The organism is Flavobacterium enshiense (assembly GCF_040750275.1).
Lineage (GTDB): Bacteria > Bacteroidota > Bacteroidia > Flavobacteriales > Flavobacteriaceae > Flavobacterium > Flavobacterium enshiense_B.
In genome coordinates this window covers 108454-132697 of sequence record NZ_JBDOCV010000003.1, presented here as the reverse complement: position 1 = coordinate 132697, position 24244 = coordinate 108454, and the positions used below count along the sequence as shown (strand labels likewise).

At 36.9% G+C, this 24244-nt stretch carries 26 protein-coding genes; 9 read left to right on the top strand and 17 right to left on the bottom strand.

Going from position 1 to position 24244, the window contains the following annotated elements:
* Positions 1–66 precede the first annotated feature (66 nt).
* Positions 67–459, bottom strand: coding sequence for a VOC family protein (locus ABGT15_RS06445; RefSeq protein WP_367230608.1), 393 nt, complete (start codon positions 457–459; stop codon positions 67–69).
* Between the two features lie 102 nt (positions 460–561).
* Between ABGT15_RS06445 and ABGT15_RS06440 the strand changes: the two genes are divergently transcribed.
* The gene (locus ABGT15_RS06440; RefSeq protein ID WP_367230607.1) at positions 562–1749 is read left to right on the top strand and encodes a M28 family peptidase; all 1188 of its coding nucleotides are present in this window, start codon (positions 562–564) and stop codon (positions 1747–1749) included.
* 31 nt (positions 1750–1780) lie between these two features.
* Here ABGT15_RS06440 and uvrA read toward each other — a convergent pair whose 3' ends face one another.
* Positions 1781–4567 (bottom strand): excinuclease ABC subunit UvrA, encoded by a 2787-nt coding sequence (gene uvrA, locus ABGT15_RS06435; protein ID WP_367230606.1) that lies wholly within the window; start codon positions 4565–4567, stop codon positions 1781–1783.
* Between the two features lie 319 nt (positions 4568–4886).
* Between uvrA and ABGT15_RS06430 the strand changes: the two genes are divergently transcribed.
* Both ABGT15_RS06430 and ABGT15_RS06425 read left to right on the top strand, forming a co-directional pair.
* Entirely contained in the window at positions 4887–5471 is a 585-nt protein-coding gene (locus tag ABGT15_RS06430) for an RNA polymerase sigma factor (RefSeq protein WP_367230605.1), read from the top strand.
* A 52-nt stretch (positions 5472–5523) separates the two neighbouring features.
* Complete coding sequence (locus ABGT15_RS06425; RefSeq protein ID WP_367230604.1) at positions 5524–5667, top strand: hypothetical protein; 144 nt, start codon at positions 5524–5526, stop codon at positions 5665–5667.
* Positions 5668–5908: 241 nt separating this feature from the next.
* On the opposite strand, the gene ABGT15_RS06420 is transcribed toward ABGT15_RS06425, so the two are convergent.
* Positions 5909–6562, bottom strand: a complete 654-nt coding sequence (locus tag ABGT15_RS06420) for an endonuclease III domain-containing protein (RefSeq protein WP_367230603.1) — start codon at positions 6560–6562, stop codon at positions 5909–5911.
* Positions 6563–6681: 119 nt separating this feature from the next.
* Between ABGT15_RS06420 and bcp the strand changes: the two genes are divergently transcribed.
* Positions 6682–7137 carry a thioredoxin-dependent thiol peroxidase gene (bcp, locus tag ABGT15_RS06415; protein ID WP_367230602.1) on the top strand — a complete coding sequence of 152 codons (456 nt, stop codon included), beginning with the start codon at positions 6682–6684 and terminating at the stop codon, positions 7135–7137.
* 68 nt (positions 7138–7205) lie between these two features.
* On the opposite strand, the gene ABGT15_RS06410 is transcribed toward bcp, so the two are convergent.
* Positions 7206–8669: a TonB-dependent receptor gene (locus ABGT15_RS06410; protein ID WP_367230601.1), complete on the bottom strand. Its 1464-nt coding sequence runs from the start codon at positions 8667–8669 to the stop codon at positions 7206–7208.
* An 84-nt stretch (positions 8670–8753) separates the two neighbouring features.
* Between ABGT15_RS06410 and ABGT15_RS06405 the strand changes: the two genes are divergently transcribed.
* The 3 genes from ABGT15_RS06405 to ABGT15_RS06395 are packed head-to-tail and all read left to right on the top strand — an operon-like array spanning position 8754 to position 10571.
* A complete protein-coding gene (locus tag ABGT15_RS06405) occupies positions 8754–9518 on the top strand; it encodes an MBL fold metallo-hydrolase (RefSeq protein WP_367230600.1) in 765 nt (254 codons plus the stop codon).
* Positions 9519–9521: 3 nt separating this feature from the next.
* Positions 9522–10025, top strand: coding sequence for a hydrolase (locus ABGT15_RS06400; RefSeq protein ID WP_367230599.1), 504 nt, complete (start codon positions 9522–9524; stop codon positions 10023–10025).
* A 42-nt stretch (positions 10026–10067) separates the two neighbouring features.
* Positions 10068–10571, top strand: coding sequence for a hypothetical protein (locus ABGT15_RS06395; RefSeq protein ID WP_367230598.1), 504 nt, complete (start codon positions 10068–10070; stop codon positions 10569–10571).
* Between the two features lie 34 nt (positions 10572–10605).
* On the opposite strand, the gene ABGT15_RS06390 is transcribed toward ABGT15_RS06395, so the two are convergent.
* From ABGT15_RS06390 to ABGT15_RS06340, 11 genes are all read right to left on the bottom strand, one after another.
* Positions 10606–11250 (bottom strand): alpha/beta hydrolase, encoded by a 645-nt coding sequence (locus ABGT15_RS06390; RefSeq protein ID WP_367230597.1) that lies wholly within the window; start codon positions 11248–11250, stop codon positions 10606–10608.
* Between the two features lies 1 nt (position 11251).
* Positions 11252–11581 (bottom strand): hypothetical protein, encoded by a 330-nt coding sequence (locus ABGT15_RS06385; protein ID WP_367230596.1) that lies wholly within the window; start codon positions 11579–11581, stop codon positions 11252–11254.
* 5 nt (positions 11582–11586) lie between these two features.
* Positions 11587–12840 carry a dihydroorotase gene (locus tag ABGT15_RS06380; protein WP_367230595.1) on the bottom strand — a complete coding sequence of 418 codons (1254 nt, stop codon included), beginning with the start codon at positions 12838–12840 and terminating at the stop codon, positions 11587–11589.
* On the bottom strand, positions 12837–14765 hold the full coding sequence (locus tag ABGT15_RS06375; protein WP_367230594.1) for a vWA domain-containing protein: 1929 nt from the start codon (positions 14763–14765) through the stop codon (positions 12837–12839). Before ABGT15_RS06375 ends, ABGT15_RS06380 begins: the two co-directional genes overlap by 4 nt.
* 135 nt (positions 14766–14900) lie before the next feature.
* The gene (locus ABGT15_RS06370; protein ID WP_367230593.1) at positions 14901–16247 is read right to left on the bottom strand and encodes a DEAD/DEAH box helicase; all 1347 of its coding nucleotides are present in this window, start codon (positions 16245–16247) and stop codon (positions 14901–14903) included.
* A 95-nt stretch (positions 16248–16342) separates the two neighbouring features.
* Positions 16343–16714 (bottom strand): response regulator transcription factor, encoded by a 372-nt coding sequence (locus ABGT15_RS06365; protein WP_367230592.1) that lies wholly within the window; start codon positions 16712–16714, stop codon positions 16343–16345.
* A 10-nt stretch (positions 16715–16724) separates the two neighbouring features.
* The gene (locus ABGT15_RS06360) at positions 16725–17975 is read right to left on the bottom strand and encodes a YaiO family outer membrane beta-barrel protein (RefSeq protein WP_367230591.1); all 1251 of its coding nucleotides are present in this window, start codon (positions 17973–17975) and stop codon (positions 16725–16727) included.
* Positions 17972–19405: a glycosyltransferase family 2 protein gene (locus ABGT15_RS06355; protein WP_367230590.1), complete on the bottom strand. Its 1434-nt coding sequence runs from the start codon at positions 19403–19405 to the stop codon at positions 17972–17974. The genes ABGT15_RS06360 and ABGT15_RS06355 overlap by 4 nt, the downstream gene beginning before the upstream one ends.
* Positions 19402–20616: a hypothetical protein gene (locus ABGT15_RS06350; protein ID WP_367230589.1), complete on the bottom strand. Its 1215-nt coding sequence runs from the start codon at positions 20614–20616 to the stop codon at positions 19402–19404. The genes ABGT15_RS06355 and ABGT15_RS06350 overlap by 4 nt, the downstream gene beginning before the upstream one ends.
* A gap of 132 nt (positions 20617–20748) precedes the next feature.
* Positions 20749–21513, bottom strand: coding sequence for a TIGR02757 family protein (locus ABGT15_RS06345; RefSeq protein WP_367230588.1), 765 nt, complete (start codon positions 21511–21513; stop codon positions 20749–20751).
* Positions 21514–21524: 11 nt separating this feature from the next.
* Entirely contained in the window at positions 21525–22220 is a 696-nt protein-coding gene (locus ABGT15_RS06340) for an ABC transporter ATP-binding protein (RefSeq protein ID WP_367230652.1), read from the bottom strand.
* Between the two features lie 240 nt (positions 22221–22460).
* On the opposite strand from ABGT15_RS06340, the gene msrA reads away from it, so the two are divergent.
* A complete protein-coding gene (gene msrA / locus ABGT15_RS06335; RefSeq protein ID WP_367230651.1) occupies positions 22461–23009 on the top strand; it encodes a peptide-methionine (S)-S-oxide reductase MsrA in 549 nt (182 codons plus the stop codon).
* A 56-nt stretch (positions 23010–23065) separates the two neighbouring features.
* Entirely contained in the window at positions 23066–23365 is a 300-nt protein-coding gene (locus ABGT15_RS06330) for a hypothetical protein (RefSeq protein ID WP_367230587.1), read from the top strand.
* A 17-nt stretch (positions 23366–23382) separates the two neighbouring features.
* Here the strand turns inward: ABGT15_RS06330 and ABGT15_RS06325 are convergent, their stop codons facing one another.
* Both ABGT15_RS06325 and ABGT15_RS06320 read right to left on the bottom strand, forming a co-directional pair.
* Positions 23383–23709: a DUF6787 family protein gene (locus ABGT15_RS06325; protein ID WP_367230586.1), complete on the bottom strand. Its 327-nt coding sequence runs from the start codon at positions 23707–23709 to the stop codon at positions 23383–23385.
* Positions 23710–23737: 28 nt separating this feature from the next.
* Entirely contained in the window at positions 23738–24175 is a 438-nt protein-coding gene (locus ABGT15_RS06320; RefSeq protein WP_367230585.1) for a DUF6146 family protein, read from the bottom strand.
* Between the last annotated feature and the right edge of the window lie 69 nt (positions 24176–24244).

Genomic DNA, 24244 nt, shown 5'->3' with positions numbered 1-24244 from the left:
TTAAAGTGTATTCTTAGGTTATAATGATAAACTGTTAATTTTGTTTTTAAAGAGTAACGGGATTACTTACCTTTTTTCTGCAAAAGCAATAATATGCCCATCCGGATCGGCGATATAGAAAGCCCGGTCTCCCCAATTGCGTTCTTCTATTCCACTTATGATTCGGGCTCCCGATTTTACAGCATTTTCGAATTCAAACGAAAGATCTTCCACATGAAAATATAGCTCACAACGTGGTATTCCATTTCCTTTTTCAGGATGTGGCATTGTCGGTGTGATAATTTTAGCGATTCCGTCATTGGGCATCAATCCTATTTTAAGCTGTCCGGATAACGTGAATTCCGTCATTCCAGGTACTTCCAAAGTTGGTTTGCTTCGGAATAAGGATTCATAAAATCGGGAAGCAGTTTCCTGATTGTCAACATACAGGATAAATTCGGACGATAATAGGTGTTTCATTTGTAAAGAATACGGTTTAATTATGGTAAATTATAAATAAATATACATTATAAGTTAAATTTTTATACATTCGTGAACCAAACTAACTTAACTAACTTAAAAATGAAATTATTTAATGGAAAAATGTTGCCGTTGTTTTCAGCAATGTTTTGTCTGCAATTCACCACTGCGCAGACTTTTATTCAGAGCTATGCCGATGTTGTAAATCAGGCACAGCAATCGAACATTACCACTAATCTTACTCAATACGAAGCATTGGGTGTTAAATACAGAGGTACAACTGCTCTTGAAAATGCATACCAATGGCTGGTTAATAAATATACAAGTTACGGTTATACTCCCAGTCAAATCAGTACCGACACCTATAGCTATTCAGGGTTTACCTGTAAGAACGTTGTTGTTACCAAAATCGGAACGGTTTACCCCAATACGTATGTTATTGTTTGCGGACATTACGATTCCATCACCGGAACCGGAACCAATGATAATGGCAGTGGCGTGGTTTCTATTCTGGAAATAGCCAGACTGATGCAAAATGTTCCGACTGAATATTCCGTAAAGTTTATCAATTTCAGTGGGGAAGAAGACGGACTGCGTGGAAGCCAGCATTATGTAACGAGTGTGGTTAACGGAACTTCACCTAAAATGGATATCCGTTTGGTTTTTAATATTGATGAAGTAGGCGGAAGAGCCGGAATGACAAATAATTCCATTGTTTGTGAAAGAGATACCGGAACACCTTCAACGAATAATGCTGCATCGAATACCATGACAACAGAATTGATGAATTGTGTTGGTTTGTATTCTACTTTAACGCCAACATTATCATATGCTTATGCATCGGATTATATGCCGTTCGAGGAAAATAATGAAATTATCACCGGTTTTTATGAAGCCAATGAATCACCTTATCCGCATACAGCCAACGATTTGCTGGTAAACATGGATCCGGTTTACAATTTTAATGTAGCTAAAGCGGCAACAGGAGCGACCCTTCATTTTGCAAAAGCATCCACAACATTGGCAAACGAAGATTTTCAGGCCGATTTTCAGGTTAGCTTTTTTCCAAATCCTACAAAAGGAAAACTGAATATCAATTTAGGAACGTTAACGGATACCAATTATACTTTTTCACTAATTGACAGTAACGGAAAAATAGTATTGAATAAAGAGGTTTCCAATGCCAATCAGATAGAAACGCTGGATGTTTCTAATTTAAGTGAAGGGATTTATATGGGTGTTATGGAATCGGGAGGCAAAAGAATTACTAAAAAAATTGTAATGCAATGAATAAAAAAGACCTCAAAATGAGGTCTTTTTTTTATAATTTTTCTTTCAGATAGAATCCGGTAACTGATTTGGAATTTTTTGCAATTTCTTCCGGAGTTCCGAAAGCGATTAACGTTCCTCCGTTTTCACCACCTTCCGGACCAATATCGATAATATAATCGGCACATTTTATTAAATCGAGATTGTGTTCGATTACCACTATGGAATGGCCTTTTTCAATTAAGGCATCGAAAGAAGCCAATAGTTTTTTGATGTCGTGGAAATGTAATCCGGTTGTCGGTTCGTCGAAAACAAATAAAGCTTTTTCTTTGGTAGCGCCTTTAACTAAGAAAGATGCTAACTTAATACGTTGCGCTTCACCACCCGAAAGTGTTGATGACGATTGACCGAGTTGTACATAACCCAATCCCACATCCTGAAGCGGTTGCAGTTTTTGAGTGATTTTGGCCTGTTTATGGGTTTCGAAGAACGTAATGGCGTCATCAATGGTCATGGTTAAAATGTCGTCGATGTTTTTCCCTTCGAAATTAACTTCCAGAATTTCTTTTTTGAAACGTTTTCCGTTGCAGGTTTCGCATTCCAGATGTACATCGGCCATGAACTGCATTTCGATGGTTACTTCGCCTTCGCCTTTGCAGGTTTCACAGCGTCCGCCATCTACGTTAAAGGAGAAATGTTTGGGTTGATACCCGCGCATTTTCGACAATTGCTGTTTGGAAAACAAATCACGGATGTCGTCATAAGCCTTTATATACGTTACCGGATTGGAACGCGAACTTCTACCAATCGGATTTTGATCTACATATTCAATGTGCTTGATGTGCGAATAACTTCCGCTCAAATCGGTAAACTGACCGGCTTTTTCACCGACACCTTCCAGTTTTTTCTGAAGGGCAGGAAACAATATTTTCTTAACCAATGTACTCTTTCCACTTCCGGAAACACCGGTAATTACCGTTAAGCATTCCAAAGGAAACGTTACATCGATATTTTTCAAATTGTTTTCACGGGCTCCGATAACATCAATATGGTTTTTGAATTTGCGACGTTTTTTCGGAACTTCAATTTCCATTTTTCCGTTGAGATATTGTGCGGTAAGCGAATCGGCTTTCAGGATTTCATCGTAAGTACCTTGTGCAACTAGTTCTCCTCCGAAAGTTCCGGCTTCCGGACCGATATCGATAATCATGTCGGCGGCTTTCATGATGTCTTCGTCATGTTCCACTACAATTACGGTATTGCCCAAATTCCGCAAATCTTCCAAAACTTTAATGAGTCGTTCCGTGTCTTTCGGATGTAAGCCGATACTTGGTTCGTCTAAAATATACATCGAACCAACCAAGCTGCTGCCTAATGATGTTGCTAAGTTAATTCGCTGGGATTCACCGCCGGAAAGCGTTGCGGAATTTCGGTTCAACGTCAAATAATTCAAACCAACTTCATCCAGAAAACGCAAACGGTTGTTGATTTCCAGTAAAAGACGTTTGGCAACTTTTTCGTCGTATTCGTTCAGTGTCAAAGCTTTGAAAAATTCAATCAGGTTTTTAATCGGTAAATCGACTAAATCCGAAATGGTTTTTCCGCCTACTAAAACGTAATTGGCTTCTAAGCGCAAACGTTTTCCTTTACAAACGTTACATTTGGTTTTTCCCCGGTAACGCGATAACATTACACGGTTTTGAATTTTATAGTTTTTCTCTTCCAATTCCTGAAAGAAAGCGTCCAGACCAACAAAATATTTATTTCCTTTCCAGATTAAATCTTTGTGTTGTGGCGATAATTCGAAAAAGGGTTTGTGAATCGGAAAATCGAAATGATGGCTGTTGTTTACCAATTGATCGCGGTACCAGCCCATGCTTTCACCACGCCAGGGATAAATTGCATTTTCATAAACGGAAAGTGCAGTATTCGGAACGACTAATTCTTCATCAATGCCAATTACGTTACCATAGCCTTCACATTTCGGGCAAGCACCGTACGGATTATTAAAGCTGAACAAATGAATGTTCGGTTCTAAAAATGTAATCCCGTCCAACTCAAAATTATTACTGAACGTGAATTTTTTATCGGAATTTAGTTCCTGAAGATAACATTCGCCTTTGCCCTCGTAGAAAGCGGTTTGAATGGCATCCGCTAAACGGTTGTAAAATTCCTCTTCTTCTTTCACTACAATACGGTCGATGATAAGCAGGATGTCTTTGTTGTCAAGGGAATGTTGGTCGATTTCATCTAAACGCACCATGTTGTTATCCACTAAAACACGTGCAAAACCTTGTTGCAGAAGTACTTTTAATTTGTCTTCGAGCGCTCTGCCTTCTTCTAAATGAATAGGGGAAAGGAGCAACCATTTGCTGTCTAAATCAAACGATTTTACTTGTTCGATTACATCGGAAACGGTATGTTTTTTTACTTCTAAACCAGAAACCGGAGAAAAGGTTTTTCCAATTCTGGCGTAAAGCAATTTCAGATAATCATAAATTTCAGTGGAAGTACCAACAGTCGAACGGGCGTTGGTTGTATTTACTTTTTGTTCGATAGCAATGGCCGGAGCGATTCCTTTGATGTATTCCACTTTCGGTTTGTCAAGACGGCCCAAGAACTGACGGGCGTAGGAAGATAAGCTTTCTACGTAGCGACGTTGTCCTTCTGCATAAAGCGTATCAAAAGCCAAGCTGGATTTCCCGGAACCTGAAAGTCCTGTAATGACTACAAGTTTGTTTCTGGGAATCGCTACATCCACATTTTTTAAGTTGTGAAGCTGCGCGCCTTTAATAATAATATTTTTCTTTGGTTCTAGTGTTGTGATGTCGGTTTTCATAGAAAAAGTCGATGAATTGCAAAGATAATCAAAAACCAAATTTTAGTGAATTGGTTTACATAATATTACACCATAAATGTTCTAATTGTTTTAGTGTCAGTCAAATTGAGTTTTTTGAGTAATCGCAAAATTTTTATTGGTTTTTTAGGTTTATTGTGTTTAAAACTGTTAAAATTTCAGAATTTATTTGTGAGTTAGAAATATTTATTGTTATATTTGGGTATCATTAATTCATAAAATAACATTTGCCTATAGTATAAAAATACTTTTTAGAGTCGTAGAAGACTATACCCAAACCAAAAACTAAAAAAGTATTATTATGGCTAATGTTGTACTTCCGGACGCAGTCCTAGTGAAAAATTATGTAGGTGGAGACGAAATTGCTTTAGCTACATTAATCGAGAGACACCAATCTAAGATTTATGGTTTTATTTATTCGAAGGTAATGGATCGTGACATTACTGAGGATATTTTTCAGGACACTTTTATTAAGGTTATCAAAACTTTAAAGACTAAAAACTACAATGAGGAAGGTAAATTTTTGCCTTGGGTAATGCGTATTTCGCATAATCTTATTGTGGATCATTTTCGTAAAACGAAAAAAATGCCGTATCACAGAGAAACTGAAGAGTTTTCAATATTCTCCATCATGTCGGATAATAGTCCAAATATTGAAAATAAGATTATTACGGAACAAGTGGAGTTGGATTTACAGCGATTAATCAACGAACTTCCCGACGATCAGCGTGAAGTATTGGTAATGCGCATTTATGATGATTTGAGTTTTAAAGAAATTGCAGATGTAACCGGAGTTAGTATCAATACAGCTTTAGGTAGGATGCGATACGCTTTAATGAATCTTAGAAAGGTTATTGAAAAAAATCAAATTGTTTTAACCAATTAAACAATATTTGAGAAAGTCTTGCGTTATATATGTATAATTTAAATACAAAGCAATGGCAAAACTTTACTCTAAGAAGAAAAAAGCAACTCCAAAAATGTCACCTAGGAAGGAAACGGTTAATTTTTTACTCAGCTATTCCAAAGCTTTGAGTATTACAAAAGTAGGTGATTTAGTTTTTGAAAGTATTGCTAATTAAGGAAATGCCTCGGAATGTTAATTTCGGGGCATTTCTTCATTTTACCAGTTTACCGCAGATTCGCAGATTGAATATTTGAAAAAATGAGTTTAGTTATTATTTCTTTAGTTTGCTGCAGATTCTGAGATTATTTGTTATTCTTTGATTATATCTGTTTAATACACTGCTAATTTAATTAAGGATTGGTTAATCGTAATGTTAAGTTTTGTATTATAAAGAGTAAATCTGCGAATCTGCGGTGCTATTTGGTTTTATAATATTCCTCTAAAACAGATTTCTTCCCAATTGTTTTTGTGATAATGTCTTTTTCCAGATTCCAGCCGCGTGCAGGTGAGTATTCTCTTCCGTACCAAATAATTTGCAAGTGTAAGTCATTCCATAATTCTTTCGGAAAGATACGTTTGGCATCTTTTTCGGTTTGTTGTACATTTTTGCCGTTTGATAAATTCCAACGGTACATTAGTCTGTGAATATGTGTGTCAACCGGAAATGCCGGAACCCCAAACGCCTGACTCATCACTACACTTGCGGTTTTGTGCCCAACAGCCGGTAATGCTTCTAAAGCTTCAAAACTTTGGGGAACTTCTCCGTTGTGTTTTTCTATTAAAATGTGCGATAAACCGTAAATTCCTTTTGATTTCATAGGTGATAAGCCACAAGGTTTTATGATTTCCTTTATTTCTTCCACCGATAATTTTATCATATCGTAAGGATTGTCTGCTTTGGCAAAAAGTAGTGGTGTAATCTGATTGACACGAACATCCGTGCATTGTGCCGAAAGTAGTACTGCTATCAACAATGTATAAGGATCTTTATGGTCTAACGGAATCGGAATTTCTGGATAGAATTCTTTTAAAGTGTTTATTACGAACTGTACTTTTTCAGCTTTGGTCATTTTGAAACAGTTAATTGATGATTTTGGTTTACGAAAATACTACTTTAATCTTAAACAAAAGGAAGTTTAAAAGCTTCAGAAACTTTGTAACTTTGCCTCAGAAACTTTCAATTAGAATAATGACAACACTTAAAAAAGGCGATAAAGCACCAGGTTTTTCAGCAGTAGATCAGGAAGGGAATACCCATAAATTATCAGATTATAAAGGACGAAAACTCATCGTTTTTTTCTATCCGGCAGCCAGTACACCAAGCTGTACCATCGAAGTTTGTAATTTGAGAGATAATTATGCGGAACTTCAAAAAGAGGGTTATGCCTTGTTGGGGGTAAGTGCCGATACTCCAAAAAAGCAGGCCAATTTTAAGGCTAAATACGAGTTGCCTTTCCCGCTTTTAGCTGACGAAGACAAAAAGGTAATTGAAGCTTTTGGGGTTTGGGGACCTAAAAAATTTATGGGACGAGAATATGACGGCATCCACAGAACCACTTTTATTATCGACGAAAAAGGGATTATTGAAGAAGTGATTGCTAAAGTTAAAACTAAAGAGCACGCTGCTCAGATATTAGGAAAGTAGGCAGTGATCAGTATTCAGTGGTCTGTTGCTTTTTTACGGCTTACTGACCACTGAATGCTGAATGCTGTTTATACTTCTTCGAGTTGTTTCTTCTCTCCGAAGCCAAACAGATTATTTTTCTTGATCAGTTCGGCGATACCTTCCGGTAACATATCTTCCCATCCGGATTTTCCTTTGGAAATCATTTTTAAGACTTCACGGGAGAAAATTTTAAGGTGATCTTTGTCAAAATCAGTGATGTCAAGCACTTTTCCGTTGTAAGCGAAGAATTTGTACAATTCTTTCATGCGTGGGTGTACTTTTAAATTTTGAGAATTAATAATTTCACCGTTTTCTTCCATCGGATATAAGAATACTTTCAAATCACGGTAGAACAATTTACCAAAGGCTTCCAGAATACCACCACTTAAATGACGGTAGTATTTCTCGTCAAAAATATCAATCAGGTTACTTACGCCCATAGCCAATCCCATGCGGGCTTTGGTGTATTCGGAGAAATATTCCACCACTTTATAATATTCCTGGAAATTGGAAATCATTACGGTTTGTCCTAACGAACACAGTAGTTCCGCTCTGTCCATGAAATCACGTTCGTCAATTTCACCTTCGGAACGTAAGTTGGACAAAGTGATTTCAAAAACTACTAAAGTGTTTTCTTTTTCTACTTTTTTCTCCTGCACAAACATCTCCAGCGATTTCTCGTACATGTCCATGTTTACCTTCGTTACCGGACGGAAACTTCCGCGAAGTGCCAAAATATTTTTTTTGTATAAAACGGCAGCCGGCAATACATTATTTCCATCTGGACCGAACATTACAGCATCGGTCATTCCGTTTTTAACCAATTGTAAACTCATCAGACGGTTATCAACATCTTTAAAACTTGGTCCTGAGAAATTGATGGTGTCAATTTCCAACTGGTCTTTGTCAAGATGATCGTAAAGATATTTTAATAGTTTTTTCGGGTCTTTATGTTTGTAAAAAGCACCGTAAATCAAGTTAACGCCAAGAGCTCCAAGGGTTTCTTGTTGGAGTTTTGAATCGTTTTCTTTGAATCGGATGTGAAGAATAATTTCGTTGTAATCTTCTGTTGGATCTATCTGAAACTTGATTCCAACCCAGCCGTGTCCTTTAAATTGTTTAGCAAAGTCAATGGTTGCTACCGTATTGGCATAACTGAAGAACAATTTGTCAGGGTGTTTCTCACGATTTAAACGCTCTTCCATCAGACGGGTTTCGTGGGTAAGCATTTTTCGCAAACGGCTTTCCGTTACATAACGGCCATCGTCTTCCACACCGTAAATCGCGTCACTGTAATCTTTGTCGTAGGCCGACATTGCTTTAGCAATAGTCCCGGAGGAGCCACCAGCGCGGAAAAAATGGCGTACCGTTTCCTGGCCGGCACCAATTTCGGCAAATGTCCCGTAAATATTTTTATTAAGATTAATTCGTAATGCTTTGTCAGCAATGGCGGGAACGTGTTCAATAACGCGGTCTCCTTTTAATATCAGTTCTCCTTCGGTAATCATCATGATTTCAATAGATATTGACAAAGTTAACAAAATAGCTATTTTTACAAAAGATAAATAATCCTATTTTTGTAAAAAATCATTCTTTTGAAAGTATATTTTCTCGGTACAGGCACTTCACAAGGAATTCCGGTAATAGGAAGTACACATCCTGTGTGTTTGAGTCAGGACAGTAAAGACAAACGATTGCGTGTTTCGGCCTTAATCCGTTGGGAGGATTATTGCTATGTGATTGATTGCGGACCCGATTTTCGACAGCAAATGATAAGTTCCAATTGTCATAAACTGGACGGAATTTTATTTACACATGAACACGCCGATCATACAGCCGGTTTGGATGATATCCGACCGTTCAATTACCGACAGGGCGATTTGCCGATTTTCGCACAGGATAGAGTCATACAAAGCCTGAAAGATCGATTCGGATATATCTTTGAAACGGAAAACCGCTATCCGGGGGCACCTTCTGTGGTGGTTACCGAAATTGAAAATGACAAACCCTTTTCAATTGGTGATAAAATGGCAATACCAATAAGGGTCTGGCATGGTAATCTGGAAGTTTTTGGTTTTCGGATTGATGATTTTGCCTATCTTACAGATGTGAAAACTATTGATAAAGAAGAGGTTGAAAAATTGAAAGGTCTAAAAGTGTTAGTAGTGAATGCCTTACGTGAAGAGCCGCACCCTACACATTTCAATTTACAGGAAGCTTTGGATTTTGTTCAACTGATTAAACCTGAGAAAACGTATTTTACACATATCAGTCATAATTTAGGCTTTCATGCCGACGTGGAAAGTAAGCTTCCCGAGAACGTATTTTTGGCTTACGATAATTTAGAAATTACTATTTAACCTATGAAAAAAGCAGTATTATATCTTTTTATTATTTCGTTGTTGTTTAACATTTTTCAGTATATGAATTCCACTAAAATACTGAAAACCCAGAGTAAGGAAATTCAAAATTGCGATGCCAAAATAAAGCAGGTAAGGGATTCTTCCAATATTGTTTACAATCAAATGCTGGATGCAAATTATTTTTCTCTGGAAATGAACGACGAATCGATGGATTATTATGAAAATCACAGTATTCCGGAATTGACGGAACAAATCAGAAATGAATTACTGTCTTTGAATGAGGCTCCGAACGGAAATCGTTTAGTGCCTTATGATCCGATTAACGGCAATAAGTTTATCATCAATAAATTCAAAATCCTGAACCACAGATGGATTATCGCCGATGTATATTCCGGGACATTACGAGGTGAAATCCTAATCAAATATTTTCTAAATGACGGAAAGCCAACCGATTTTGAAACGGTGGAAACAATTTTGCATCATCCAAGAAAACCGGTGCAATAAAAAGCTTAGATTTGAGTTTTAATTTTCTATCAGAATCAGATTATGAAAAAAACACTATTTATAGTTTTTACGTTGTCTTTTCTTTTGACATCGTGTGATTTTATGCTAAAGGATCACAGCAAGGAAGATGTGACTAATTCAGGTGATGATAAAGTTGTGCTGGGTGCCGATAAAGATGAAAACGGATGCGTGGCTTCAGCTGGCTACATGTGGTCTGAACTGAGAAAAAACTGTATCCGTGTATTTGAAGAAGGTTATCGTTTAGCGCCTTTTAATAATCAGGCAGAAGCCAATGAAGAAGATAATGAGCAGGAAACCCTAAATGCTTATGTTATTTTTAATGAAGATAAGGATACTGCTGAATTATTTTTACCCAATGAAAAAGAATCAGTGCTTTTGGAAAATGAAGGGACAACTTACGGGAAAGGAGAATGGAAGCTGGAAACAAGTAAAGGATATGTACTAAAAAAGGGAAATGAAATTCAATATGTTTCCGCAATAGCACAGGAAAAGAAATTTGTCGGAAGTGATCAGGCTGAACAATAAAATAAAATCCCGCTTAATTAGCGGGATTTTTTATTTAAGACTGTAACCAGTTTTTAAAATCATAAAAATTCTGTGGCGCCACACCGTGTCCTACCGGATATTCTTTGTAGACTGTATCCAAACCTAAATCTTTTAAAAATTCAGGGGCTTTTCTGGCCCAATCTACCGGAATAACCTGATCGACAGTTCCGTGTGAAATGAAAAATTTCAAGTTGGAATTAATATTGTTTCTAAAATTTTCGTCGATGATATCTAAATTTAGGTAACCACTTAAGGCTACAACACGTTGCACTTTTTCAGGAAAGGAAAGCGCAACCGCATAACTCAAAATGGAACCCTGACTGAAGCCGATCAGCGTTACATCGTTTTTGTCGATGGGATAAGTTGCTACTAATTCGTCAATGAAATTGGCAATCAAATCGCGGGATTCGCGGGCTTGGTCGTTGTCGGAAAATTTGTTTTCATCCGCATCAAAATGAATGGCATACCAAGCGTTTCCGTAAGGTGGAAGCGGATAAGGAGCACGGGCGGAAATCACGTAATAGTTCTCCGGTAATTCGGATGCAAACGAAAACAAGTCTTCTTCGTTACTGCCGTAACCGTGTAATAACAATAAAAGCGGATTTTTATCCAATTTCACTTTTGGTTCTTGAACCAGATGATATAATGATAAACTCATGTTATGCTAAATTTTTAAACCATTTCTGAAACTGTTCCCCTAAAAGCGGAATAGTTTTCATTTCCCCCTGCACAGCTCCGATAAAACCATAAATCCAAAGCACAACAAAGCATATATAAAAAGGCCCGGACACCATCCAGCTGTCAAAATTCCTGACAAAATAAGCAAGAATATAGAAGGTAATGTTAATTCCGAATGCCTGACGAATATGAAAACCTGCAAACGTGTTCTTAGATTCCAGATTCATAAAAATTGCAATGATACTTCCCAAAATGGTCAGGTAACTAATGATTGCGGTTGTTTTCCCCTGTTGAACAGTATTGTTTTCCATGACGATTAGTTTAAGATTAATTGTCCGTTGTTGTAAATTCCGTAAGCACGACCTTTCATCGGTTGTCCTAAGAAGGCGGAATTTTTAGATTTTGATAAGATATTTTCCTTAGTAAATTCCCAATTTCCTTCCGATGTAAATAGTGTGAAAGACGCTTTGTTTCCTTCTTTTATAGCTGTTTTTCCAATTCCGAAAACGGCTTTTCCGTTCGTTAGTTTTTCAATGATGATTTCCAAAGGAAGCACGTTTTGTAATGCTCCGAAAGCACTTTCCAAACCAATTGTCCCATTTTTTGCATTGTCGAATTCCATTTTCTTTAACTCAATATCCAAAGGATTATGGTCAGAGGTAATCATGTCAATTGTTCCGTCTAAAACGCCTTGAATCAATGCTTTTCGGTGGTTTTCGTCGCGTAAAGGCGGGGTAACTTTGTATCGGGAATCGAATCCGGTTAACACTTCGTCTGTCAAAACTAAATTATGAACGGCTACAGCACACGTTATTTTTAAGCCTTTCGCTTTTGCGGCTTTAATCAATTCTACCGATTTTGCCGAGGAAATGGTTGGGATGTGTAATTTTCCGCCGGTATATTCCAATAAAAACAGATTTCGGGCTACTTCCAATTCTTCGGCTAAAGAAGGAATGCCTTTTAATCCCAATCGTGTGCTAACCAAGCCTTCGTGCACCACACCGCTTCCTTTAACGGTTTTGTCCTGACAATAGGCGATTACTAAACCATCAAAATCCTGAACATATTGCAATCCGATTTTTAACAGATTGGCATTGTCTAAATTTTTATTGTAATCTCCAAAAGCTACCGCTCCCGCATTTTTCATGTCGAACATTTCAGCTAAATCCGTTCCGTCGCTGTTTTTGGTAAAAGCACCAATCGGATGTAATTGTGTTGCAAAACCATTAGCCTTATTCAAAACAAAACTGATTTGTGATTGATTATCAATTACCGGAAACGAATTCGGTTGTAAAGCTACATTGGTAAAACCGCTTTTGGCTGCCGTATTCAATCCGTTTGCTAGGGTTTCACGGTCTTCAAAACCTGGTTCGCCAAAAGATACTGACGAATCAAACCAACCTTGGGAAAGATGTAAATTATCTAATTCCACGACTTCAAAACCAGTAGCGGCAGAAAGATTTTGACCTATATTTTTAATGATGCCGTTTTCTACTTTTACATCTGTTTTTTGGTTGTGAAACGGACTTTCGTTATCTATTATCGTTGCGTTTTTAAAAATTACGTTCATTTTACGAATTTTTGGATTAGTAGTTCAAGGAGTAAAAACAGTAGTGTTGCGATGATGAAAAATTTCCAGATTTCGTTTCCGGTACGTGTCGAATGGATATCGTCAAAAACTGTGGCAACCGAACTCACGGAAGTAAAATCATCAAATAAGTTTGCGTTTTTTTGGCTCAAATCACTTTCGGTTCTTGCATGATTGAAGCTGATGTTTTTCAGGTTTTCCTTATTTTTCAACACGGAATAATTGCCTGATGTTTCCGGATAATCACCAAAAGAAAGCTTAATTTTGTTGTTCAGTATCTGTTGCATCGGAATGAAATCGGAATTGTCATTCGCAATCGTAACTACTTCATCTTTAGAAAGCAACACATCTAAAATCAGGTTTTCATTTTCTCCAATGGTATAGGCTGAAATTCCCGTTTTCTGATGGTTTTGCGCCATGTTGTAAAACGTTGGAACAATTAAAGGGGAATTCTGAAAATTACTGTTCGTTTTGTTTATAGGAGCAGAAAATAAGTAGAAATGTCCGATTTTATTGGTCACCGAACCTAAGAAAAAGCTTTGATCCGCATAACTTAAAATTGGGGACGGATTGCCGCTGAACGCAAATGTGGCCGTAACTTTCGGATATTGGAAATTGTCAATTTTCTTTTCAAAAACCGTTTGGTATAACGGATGACTGAATGCAATTTTGGTAATCTGTTTTTCCTGATTTTGAAGGGAAGTGGCTTTTAATCCGCTGAAATTGTCCAGAAAAGTATTCAGGTTTTGAATCGAATTTTCTGCAGCAGGAATTAGTACTATGTTGCCCCCTTTAGCGTAAAAATCTTTTAAAGTAGTTCCTAAAGCCTGCGGAATGTCCTTTAACTCATTCAAAACTACAGCATCCTGATTTTCAATGGCGTTGTAGTTTAAAGAACGTAATTCTGAATTGGTGAAATTGAATTCGTCAGCCGTATAAATTCGGGTAAGGAATTCGTTTTTAGTTGCTTCACCTATAACTGTAACATTCGATTTTTCAGGTTTTGAAATGCTGAAATAATACGAATTGTCATAAGCTAAACTATTGTCTTCAATGGAAACATGTCCGTGAAAATCGTTTTTTGGTAATGTGAATGTAACCGATTTTTTATTCGTTTCCGGCTTTACAACAGTTTTGGCAATCAGGTTTTTACCGTTATAAACGGACATCGGAATATCGTTTTCCACTTCTCCATAAACGGAAACATCAACTTTAATTTCATAAAAGTTATCCAAATGTTGGCTGATAGTAACCTTGTCAATACTGGCGTTATTTTTATTTTCCGCTTCGGGAATTAAACTGTAAACCGATTTCTGTTTTGTTAACTTGTCAATAGCTTTTTGATTACCCCCAACGGCATCACTAATCACCACAATATCAAGCGGAATGTTGTGTTTTTTGGTTTCAATTTTAGTCAAAAGGAAGTCCAGTTGAAAAGGAGTTGCGCTGTAATGTAAATTTTGCAACTCTTTTTGAAGTGATTTTATATCCGTATCCCAAAAGGTTTCGGTATTGGTAACTAACGAAAAACGTTGGTTTTCCGGTGTATTTTCCAATAAATCCTGAACGGCTCTTTTCAGCAATTCACCTTTGCTGCCTTTGGCCTGCATTGAAAAGGAATTGTCTAAAATGATCACCATTTCGTTTGCGGAACTTTCGCTGTCTTTTGCTTTAAAAAACGGTTGGGCGAAAGCAAAAATCAAACAAGCCAGCAATAATAAACGTGTGGCCAACAGCAACCATTTCTTAATTGTTGAGCTTTTACGGGTTTGTATGGAAAGTTCTTTGAGTAGTTTGACGTTGGTGAAATATTCTTTCTTAAAACGACGTAACTGAAATAAATGCACCAAAATTGGTATAACCAAGAGAAACAGGAAATACAGAATTTCAGGATGTTTGAATTGCATTTATTTTAAAGATTTTTCAAAGATAATTAAATTAGAGTAATTAGGGAAAAGTAATTAGGGATTAGTTGTCTTTTGTTGAAAAAAGTTGGATTTAAAAAGTACTAATTACTAAGGGCTACTTACTATTTACTAAAATTATTTTTTCTTTCTCTTTGCGGCACGTTTCTTTTCAACACCTCTGTTCCTTGGTGCTGTTTTTCTCGGTTTTGTTTTTCCGGGACCGCCTAAATTTACTTTTTTATTTTTCTCTGATTTTTCGTGAAAAGCGGCCCCGCCTTCAAGCTTCACTTTTTTCATCAGGAATTTTACTTTTTTCTTGTCTTTTTCAAATTCCAGACGTTTTTCTTCAACTTTTACAGATGCAGGAACCTCTAATAGTTCCAGTTCTTTCTCCATTAAAAGTTCGGCTTCCACTTGGAATTCTTCTTCTGTTGGTGCTATGATACTGATGGCAATCCCTTCTTTATCGGCACGACCGGTACGACCAATTCGGTGAATGTATTGCTCCGGAACTTCCGAAAACTGCATGTTTACTACGTGAGTAATATCGGAAATATCCAAACCACGCGCCATAATATCAGTAGTTACGATGCCTCGGATTTCGCCGGCCTGAAAACTTGCCATCGTGTTTAAACGGTAATTCTGAGATTTGTTCGAATGAATTACACCGAATTGTTCCGGGAAATCTTCTTCCAACAAATCCATCAAAATATCGGCAACTTTTTTATTGTTTACGAAAACCAAAAGACGTTCCATGGTTTCATCCTCGGTAAGTAAATGCTTCAGTAAATTAACTTTCGTAAGGAAATTAGGAACGTGATATCCAATCTGCTTGATTTTTTCAAGTGGTGTTCCCGATGCCGCCAGCGATACTTCTTCCGGAAAATCGAAATATTCATCCAAAAGTTCGTCTACTTCGTCCGTCATGGTAGCCGAGAATAAGATATTCTGACGTTTAGGACGCATCATCGAAAGGATGGATGTAATCTGAAAACGGAAACCTAAATTCAGGATTTCATCGAATTCATCAATAACTAATTTCTGCATTTCGTCGAAACGAACCACATTGTCCAACGCCAAATCCATCATACGGCCAGGAGTTCCGACTAAAATATCAACACCTTGATACACAGATGTTTTTTGTGTGTTGATGTTCACGCCTCCGTAAACTCCCAAAACACGAACGGACATATATTTAGTTAGTTTTTCAACTTCTTCCGCAACCTGAACTACTAATTCACGGGTTGGAACGATGATAACTACTTTTGGAGTATGCGTTGGTGTAAATTTCCATTGTTTTAAGATGGGAAGCAGGTAGGCATAGGTTTTACCGGTACCCGTTTGGGCAATTCCCATGACATCACGGCCCGACATAATCACGGGAAACGAACGCTCCTGAATAGGTGTAGGCGTTGTCACACCGATTTCGTCGATGGCTTTTTGTAAAGATTTCGGTAGGTTGAATTGCTCAAAACTGCTCATAAAAGGGATATTTTGGGCAAAGATACAATTTCTGAGCCAGTTATCCTTATTTTGGATTCAGTTGGGGCATTGTCCATTAAAATGATAGCGTAGTTTTATACCAAATGTAGTTGTAATAATTTTTTAACCTTATTTATTATTTCTGTCGGATTAAAAGGTTTGGCGATAAATTCATCGACACCTAAATTGAAAACATCCACCACGGTTTGATCTTCTTTTCCTAAAGAGGAAACCATCAGTACCGGAATTTTCGGATAATTGGTTTTGGTGAATAAAGTGATTTCCAAACCTGATTTAAATGGCATCATGATATCGGTGATGATTAAATCGGGTTGAATCGTTTTGATTTTTTCAATTCCTTCTTCTCCATCAGTAGCAATGTAAGTCTCAAAGCCTTCATTTTTAAGAAGGAAATCTAAAATATTGATTACGATTTTGTCGTCGTCAATAATCACAATTTTTTTCATGGGTTGTTTTTTAGAATTTATATTGCATTGTAATAAATAAGTCAAATTCATCTTGAAACGCTTCCGGCATATATTCCTGACGGTTGTACATACCCTGCAAACCGATACAGTAATGTTCTCCTAACAATCGGTAATATCCGACTCCAATTCGATACGAATTTAAAGCTACCCTTTGTTGGAATTGCCCAAGAGTCACCCTTTCATCCGGAGATGTTCCGTAACCGGCGATAAGTGTGGCATAATCATATTTTGTGTCGAAATAATAACGCGCTGTGGCTGTGAAGGCCGGATACATTTTTTTGTCTTCCCATTGCCAGTAAGATTTTAGGTTAAACCAGTAAGAGCCCACATATTTGCCGATTCCTAAAACGCCGGCATACAAATCTTCATCCGGAGTCTTTGTATATCGGAAGCCTAAATCGCCTTCCCATTCTTTACCTAAAGTATGAAAATAGGAGTAAGCGAAACGGAATTCCGGAAAAACAGTTTTATCACCTACTGCAATGTTGGTAAACGAATAGCTTTTTTTTCCGTTGGTGAAATAGGTTTCGAATTCGTATTGCAGTCCTGAGTTGGTACTCTCGCCAAAATAACGTCTGTCAGCATAATTGATACGCCCGATTACGGTTAGTTTTTTTCGCTCGCGGATGTATTGCAAACCAACCAAATGCCAAGGTCCGACACCGTCACGACTAAAAGTGGTATAGTTGTAATTGATACCAATTCTGTCCGAAGTGGTTTTGAGCTTCAGTTCGGTGATTTCGTTTTGAAAGCGTTGGTCTTCCGGGAATTTTTCGGCTAATTGAGTAAGATAGGCAATCGTTTCTTCATCATTATTGTTTAATCGCACCGCATCGGCTTTCAGCAAATAAAATTCTTTTTCATCCGGGTAAAACGCTATTCCTTTATCGATTACAGTATTAGCATTGGAAGTATTTTTCTGTTCCAATTCCAGTTTAGACAAATGCAGAAAAGCATCTTTGTATTTCGGATTTTTTGCGATAACGTGATTAAAATAGTAGCGCGCACTGTCGATGGCCTTTTGTTGCCAATGAATTCTTCCTAAAAGCAAATGAAAATCCAGATAATCCGGGGCTTCTTTAATACCGATATGGGCTAATGGAATCGCTTTTTGCGCATCTTTTTTATTATTGAATTCGTTAGAGGCTTCCTTTAAAAGATTGTCAGTATCAATTTTCTGGGCATTCAGGCTGATACTTAAAAAAAAGCACGTTAAAATTATAAGTTGTAATTTTTTCACACCGGTTGTTTTGAATTGATGAATCCTTTTCTTGGCATAATACCCCATTTTTGTTTTTTACGGATAAAATAGTTCCAATACCCTTTTAATGAGGTGTAAACCGTTATCGGATGATACAGGAACGGTTCGATAAATACCATCATAATAAGTGTCAAAATTTCTTTAATGCTTGAATAATGACGGTATAAAAGCTGATCTAGTAGTACCGAAATAAGTGTTATCGTCGTATAGAACAAATAAATAAAAATACTGACAATCAGCAAAAACTCATAATTGATGTCGAAAAACAAAAAGTCGAGAATCAAAACGGCTAGTCCCACGACTTCTAAAATCGGAACGGCAAATTCAAAAAACACGAAGTAGGGAAAGGCTAGCATGCCTGTTTTTCCGTATTTTGGGTTGAAAAATATTTTTCTGTGAAGGGTGAGGGTTTGAATTAAACCCCGTGACCAACGTGTTCGCTGTCTCATGAATAATTCCAGTGTACTCGGAACTTCTGTCCAACACAGTGTTTCGGGAATGTATTTAATAAGAAAATTTTCTTTTTTCTCGTGCATGTATTTACGCATACGTGTAATCAGTTCGATGTCTTCACCAAGTGATTTGTGCCAATAACCACCTACCTTAATAACCGTTTCTTTGTCGAACATACCCAATCCACCGGAAACCAAAAGCAAACTGTTCATACGGCTCCAGGCCATTCGCCCGAAAATGAAAGCTCTGATGTATTCCAGTTCTTGAAATCTGGAAAAGAAATTTTTTGGATAATGTGATTTGTAAAGCTCTCCGTCTTTGAATTCACAAGAGTTGGAGATACGGATGGTAGCGCCGGTCGCGATTACTTTTTCAGTGTTTTCGATAAATGGCTTGGCCAGCATCGCAATGGTGTCTTTTCTCAGAATACAATCTACATCGGTACAAAGGAAAAGCGAATATTTAGCCGAATTTATGCCGGCGTTGGAAGCATCGGCTTTACTGTTTCCGTTTACTTTGTCGATAACCAGAAGTTTTGAGTAAATTGGGTTTGTAGATTTATAGTGCCCTTTTACCGGTTGTGTTTTTATCTTCTCCTGATAGAAAAAATCTACTTTTACCAAACTGAATTCTTCGATAAGTAATTCAAGGGAATTGTCGGTACTGCCATCATTTATGATGATAACTTCAAATTTAGGGTATTCCTGAGCCAACAGCGATTTTACGTTATAAACAATGGTTGCAGCCTCGTTGAAAGCAGGGGCAATTACGGAAACACCAATTGTATGATTTGATTTTATCAATACATCTTTATGCAGATAATACTTCGAATTGTAATATTTTTTTATGGCCAGATAGGAAAGAATTGCCAAAATCACATAGATGGCAACATAACTTATCGAAAAATAAGCGGCAAAAATTTCGTAATGCTTTATGAAGGATTCTATGGTTTTCAATTCAGGTAAGGGTTTTTAACGTGTAAGGCAATTTGATGAACTAATTTGTTTTCTGTTTCATCTTCTGTTTTATAACTATCGAAAAAGGATTTATTCAGCTTGTGTATGCAGCTTACAATTTCAAATTTGATTTCCAGATCGGATTCCCCGGGTAAAATTGTTTTTGCAAACTCCAGTGTGCTGTCATCACCTATAATTCCCAATGTTTTAAGGCAGGAAATTTTATTTCGTTTATGGTTTTCTTTCGAATAGTGTTCGATTAAAGTGATATTGGCGTTCTTAATGTTCAATTCCCGAATAGCCAAAAGTGTTTCTTTTCGAACCAAAACATCCTCATGAAGCAATAAATATGAAATTTGCGCAAGTGTTAAATTTACCTTGTAACGAATCATCAGTTTAAGCCCCAAAAGCACAATGGAATTATTTTTATTATTAAGCCATTGTTCTATGTTTTCCGGAATTTGAGATTGCTTCTGATAAATAATATCAAGGATTTTCAATTCATCGGCTCTTGAAATTTTCTCTTTATAATTGTCCAGGACACCGAATTTTTCATCCGATAAGGCAATTACAGCTATTAAAGCATTGGAACGGAGGTATTTGTTTTTGTTTTTCAGAAAAGATTTCATGTAACCTTTCTTGATTTTATAATCCAATACCTGATAATGATAAATACCCAACGATTTGAAATACCAACGTTTGTCATTGATAAGCTTCTGGCTGTATTCCTGAAGACCGAAATATTTGTAAATAATCAAAACCCGATTCTGATACAATCCGTGAAGGTTTTGCTTGAAATGAATCAGTTTGTTCAGTATCAGATAGCGGCACCATTTTTCTTCGTATGGAATCGTGTTTTTAAAGGCTTCGATTTTTGCTTTGATCGTTTCAGAATCAAAATCGAGAAAAATGATTTCAGTAAGAAAATCGTTTAAAGTGGTGTCGATTTCTTTTTTCTTGACATCCAATTGCTCTGCACGAAACCGATTCGAGATTAGTGAAAAAATCAATAATCCAATTATAAGGACAAAACCGGGAATTAAAACAAATTTCAGAACGTTGAAAATGAAACCGGCATTTAGGAACTCATCGGAAAGCGTAAGTTTTAAATCGTTAAATTTTGCCAAATAAGTGTCGGTTATCTGAATGCCAATTTTAGGAATTTTATTCAGATTCGTATCTTCTAAAAAGATAAGTGACAGGTCGATCATTAAAAAAATAACATTTTGTATTTATATTTTAGGTTCCTGTAACAAATTTGGGGAATTTGTAATGAAAAATACAAAAAACAGTGCAAACATACATGCTGTTTTGATTAATTCCTAACAAAATGTGTTTTTTTATTAAAAGTTTTCAAAAACACCAAGTCCGAATAAAGCAAAATCATATTTCACAGGATCGTTAGAGTCCAGACGACGAAGATTGGAATCCAATTCGGCTAATGCTTTGGCATCGTTTTGTTTACGTATTAATAATTCTAATTTACGTGCCACATTTCCGGAATGCACATCCAGAGGACAGGAAAGTTTGGAAGGCGGGATGCTTTTCCAAATGCCAAAATCAACACCATTGCTGTCTTTGCGGCACATCCATCGTAAATACATGTTGATGCGTTTGGCAGCTGAACCGCCCATTGGATCGGGCAGGTGCTTTTCGGTTCGGGATAAGTGGTTTATTTCAAAGAAGGTTTTTTTGAATTCAGATATGCTTTTCTGCATGGAAACTTCTTCCTGGTGCAAGGCAAATGCAGCTTCCAGACCACCATGATTGATGTAAATGTTTTGCAGACTTTTAATGAATCCTATAAAATCCTGACCGTTAAAGGTGCGGTGTACAAAATTTTCAAGCCGTTCCAAATCTTTTGCCTTATGGCTCATCACAAAATCGTAAGGTGAATTTCCCATTAGTTCCATTTTCTTTTGGGCATTTTTAATAATCATTTTACGATTGCCCCAGGCGATTACAGAAGCAAGAAAACCGGCAATTTCAATATCTTCTTTTAAGGAGTAGGCATGCGGAATTTGAATCGGATCACTTTCGATAAAATTTGGATTGTTGTATAATTCAACTTTTTCGTCGAGGAAAGATTTGAGTTCAGTAAAATCCAAAGTTTAGAAATTTATTCGTTTTTAATTAAAGTGTTGTTAAGGACTTCATTCCGGATATCGCCATCGACCATAACCAGTTTGCGGTCGGCCATATTTGCTAATTCTTCGTTATGGGTTACAATCACAAACGTTTGTCCGAATTCGTCACGCAGTTTGAAAAATAATTGATGCAGGTTTTCAGCCGAATGCGTATCAAGATTTCCGGAAGGCTCATCGGCAAAAATCACGGAAGGTTTGTTAATTAAAGCTCTCGCTACAGCTACACGTTGCTGTTCCCCACCGGAAAGTTCTCCTGGTTTGTGGTCGTAGCGGTGCGATAATCCTAAATAATCAAGCAAACGTTTCGCTTCGGATTCGGTTGTTGCCTTGTCTTTTCCGGCGATATAAGCAGGAATACAAACATTTTCTAAAGCGGTAAATTCAGGTAATAACTGATGAAACTGAAAGATAAACCCGAGCTGCAAATTTCGAAACTTGGAGAGTGATTTGTCTTTCATTTTCAATAAATCTTCTCCATTAATTACCAGCTCCATGTTTTTCTCTGAAGAAGGTTTGTCCAAAGTCCCCAAAATTTGTAAAAGTGTTGTTTTTCCTGCACCGGATGCCCCAACAATGGAAACAATTTCTCCTTTTTTAATGTGCAGGTTTACGCCTTTAAGGACGTGAAGTTTATCGAAGTATTTATGAATGTTTTTTGCCTGAATCATCATTACGAATTTGTACAAAGAAACAAAGAAATTTGAGTAAAATGAAATCCGTCCCCTTCAATATTCCGTATAATACTATAAAGTTTCGTTAACGTAGAAATTTAGGTTTTAGAATTGGTTAAATTTGATAAAAGAAAAGTGATGAAGGCATTTTTTGTATTTTTAGTTGCTCTTTCGACGATAGGTTGTCAGTCGAGAGAAAAAAGTTTATCAGTTGAGAAAAACGAGGAGAATAAAACAATGAGCGAGCAAAAAGGTTTAGAAGTTGCCACATTGGCAGGAGGATGTTTTTGGTGTACAGAAGCCCTTTTCTTAGAATTGAAAGGGGTAAAAAAAGTGGTTTCGGGTTATACCGGTGGGAAAACCAAAAATCCCACTTATGAAGAAGTATGTTCAGGTTACAGTGGCCATGCCGAGGCAATTGAAATTACTTTCGATCCTAAAGAAATATCCTATGAGGATATATTAGAAGTGTTTTTTGCTACACACGACCCTACAACGTTAAACCGTCAGGGTGCCGATGTGGGAACGCAATACAGAAGTGAGGTTTTTTATCACGGAGCGATTCAGAAAGAAGCAACAGAGAATTTTATCAAGCTGTTGAATGACCAAAATATTTTCGGAAAAAAAGTAATTACCAAAATTTCGGAAGCTGTGGTTTTTTATCCCGCGGAAGATTACCATCAGAATTATTACAACCGTAATAAGAATCAAGGATACTGTATGGCGGTAATCAGTCCGAAATTGGAAAAACTGCGTAAAAATTATAAGTCTAAGCTCAATGACTAATTTTAGTGATGATTAATCTGGCATTGGATTTGCAATGACAATCAAAAACATTTTAAATGACAGAAACCGAAGTAAAAACCGCAACGGACAATCGTGGAAAAAAATTAGCCTTGAGTATTATATTTGACCTTATTGGCTATGCGTCTTATGGAATCCCTTTGTTTGCAGAAATAACGGATGTGATTTGGGCACCGATTGCTGGATTTCTTCTTGCCAGAATGTATAAAGGGACTGTAGGTACAATTGGAGGTATTACCGTTTTTATAGAAGAACTTCTTCCAGGTATTGATTTTATCCCGACTTTTACACTTACGTGGATTTATACGTATCTGATAAAGAAAGAGAATAGAAAATAGAAATTGAAGGGGCTTTATTAGGCTCCTTTTTTATTTCCGAACAAATCAGCAATGAAGCCTAATTTCATCCCACGAAGCATTTTGAAAACAAAGTTTTTAAAGAAAGTATGTTGTCCGAAAATGGTTCCAATGCTTACCAAAAGTACTTTATAAACCGGAAGTATGATTAAGATATAAAGTGTCCAATATAAAACCGGGTGTAAAGTGTCACGGGTAATTCCCAGCCATTCCAATATGGGTTTAGACAGGTAAGAAGCGGTAGTTCCGGTAATGGCAAAAACGACAAAAATGACAGCCATCTGCCAATTGCTTTGAATTCCCCAACGCTCTTTTAAATTTGCCATTTTTTAGAAATATGCTCAAAAATACAAATTATGGGCGAGGCACAAAACCTCCAAGACGAATATTATTTTTCATTTGAAAATAAACCAGATAATTGTACAACAGATAGTTTACTTCATAACCATAATCCGTTCCGTTCTGGTAATCGATTTGCATCAGGAATAAATCACGTTCCTGATTGTTTTTTGGAGAACGGGAGCGATTGTTCCATTCGGTTACCCAAGGTACATTTCGGGCTTCAAGATGACTTTGAGGATAAAATCCACGTGGTTTTGCAGTGGAATTGAGCCAATAATTAAAGCCTCCGTCAATAATAATGATTTCATATTCCATTTCATCGTTGGCGATGCGAACCGTATCATTTGCTTTTTGGGAAACCTGATTTTCTGCAACAGGTTTTGAAGTCGGATTGCAACCGAAAATGATGGCAGCTGTCACAATAAAAAAGGAATAAATTATATTTTTCATCACTCTGAATTTTCTTATAAAGTTACTAAAAGTCAGCCGATTGAAAAATCAATTTAACAAAAAAGCCAG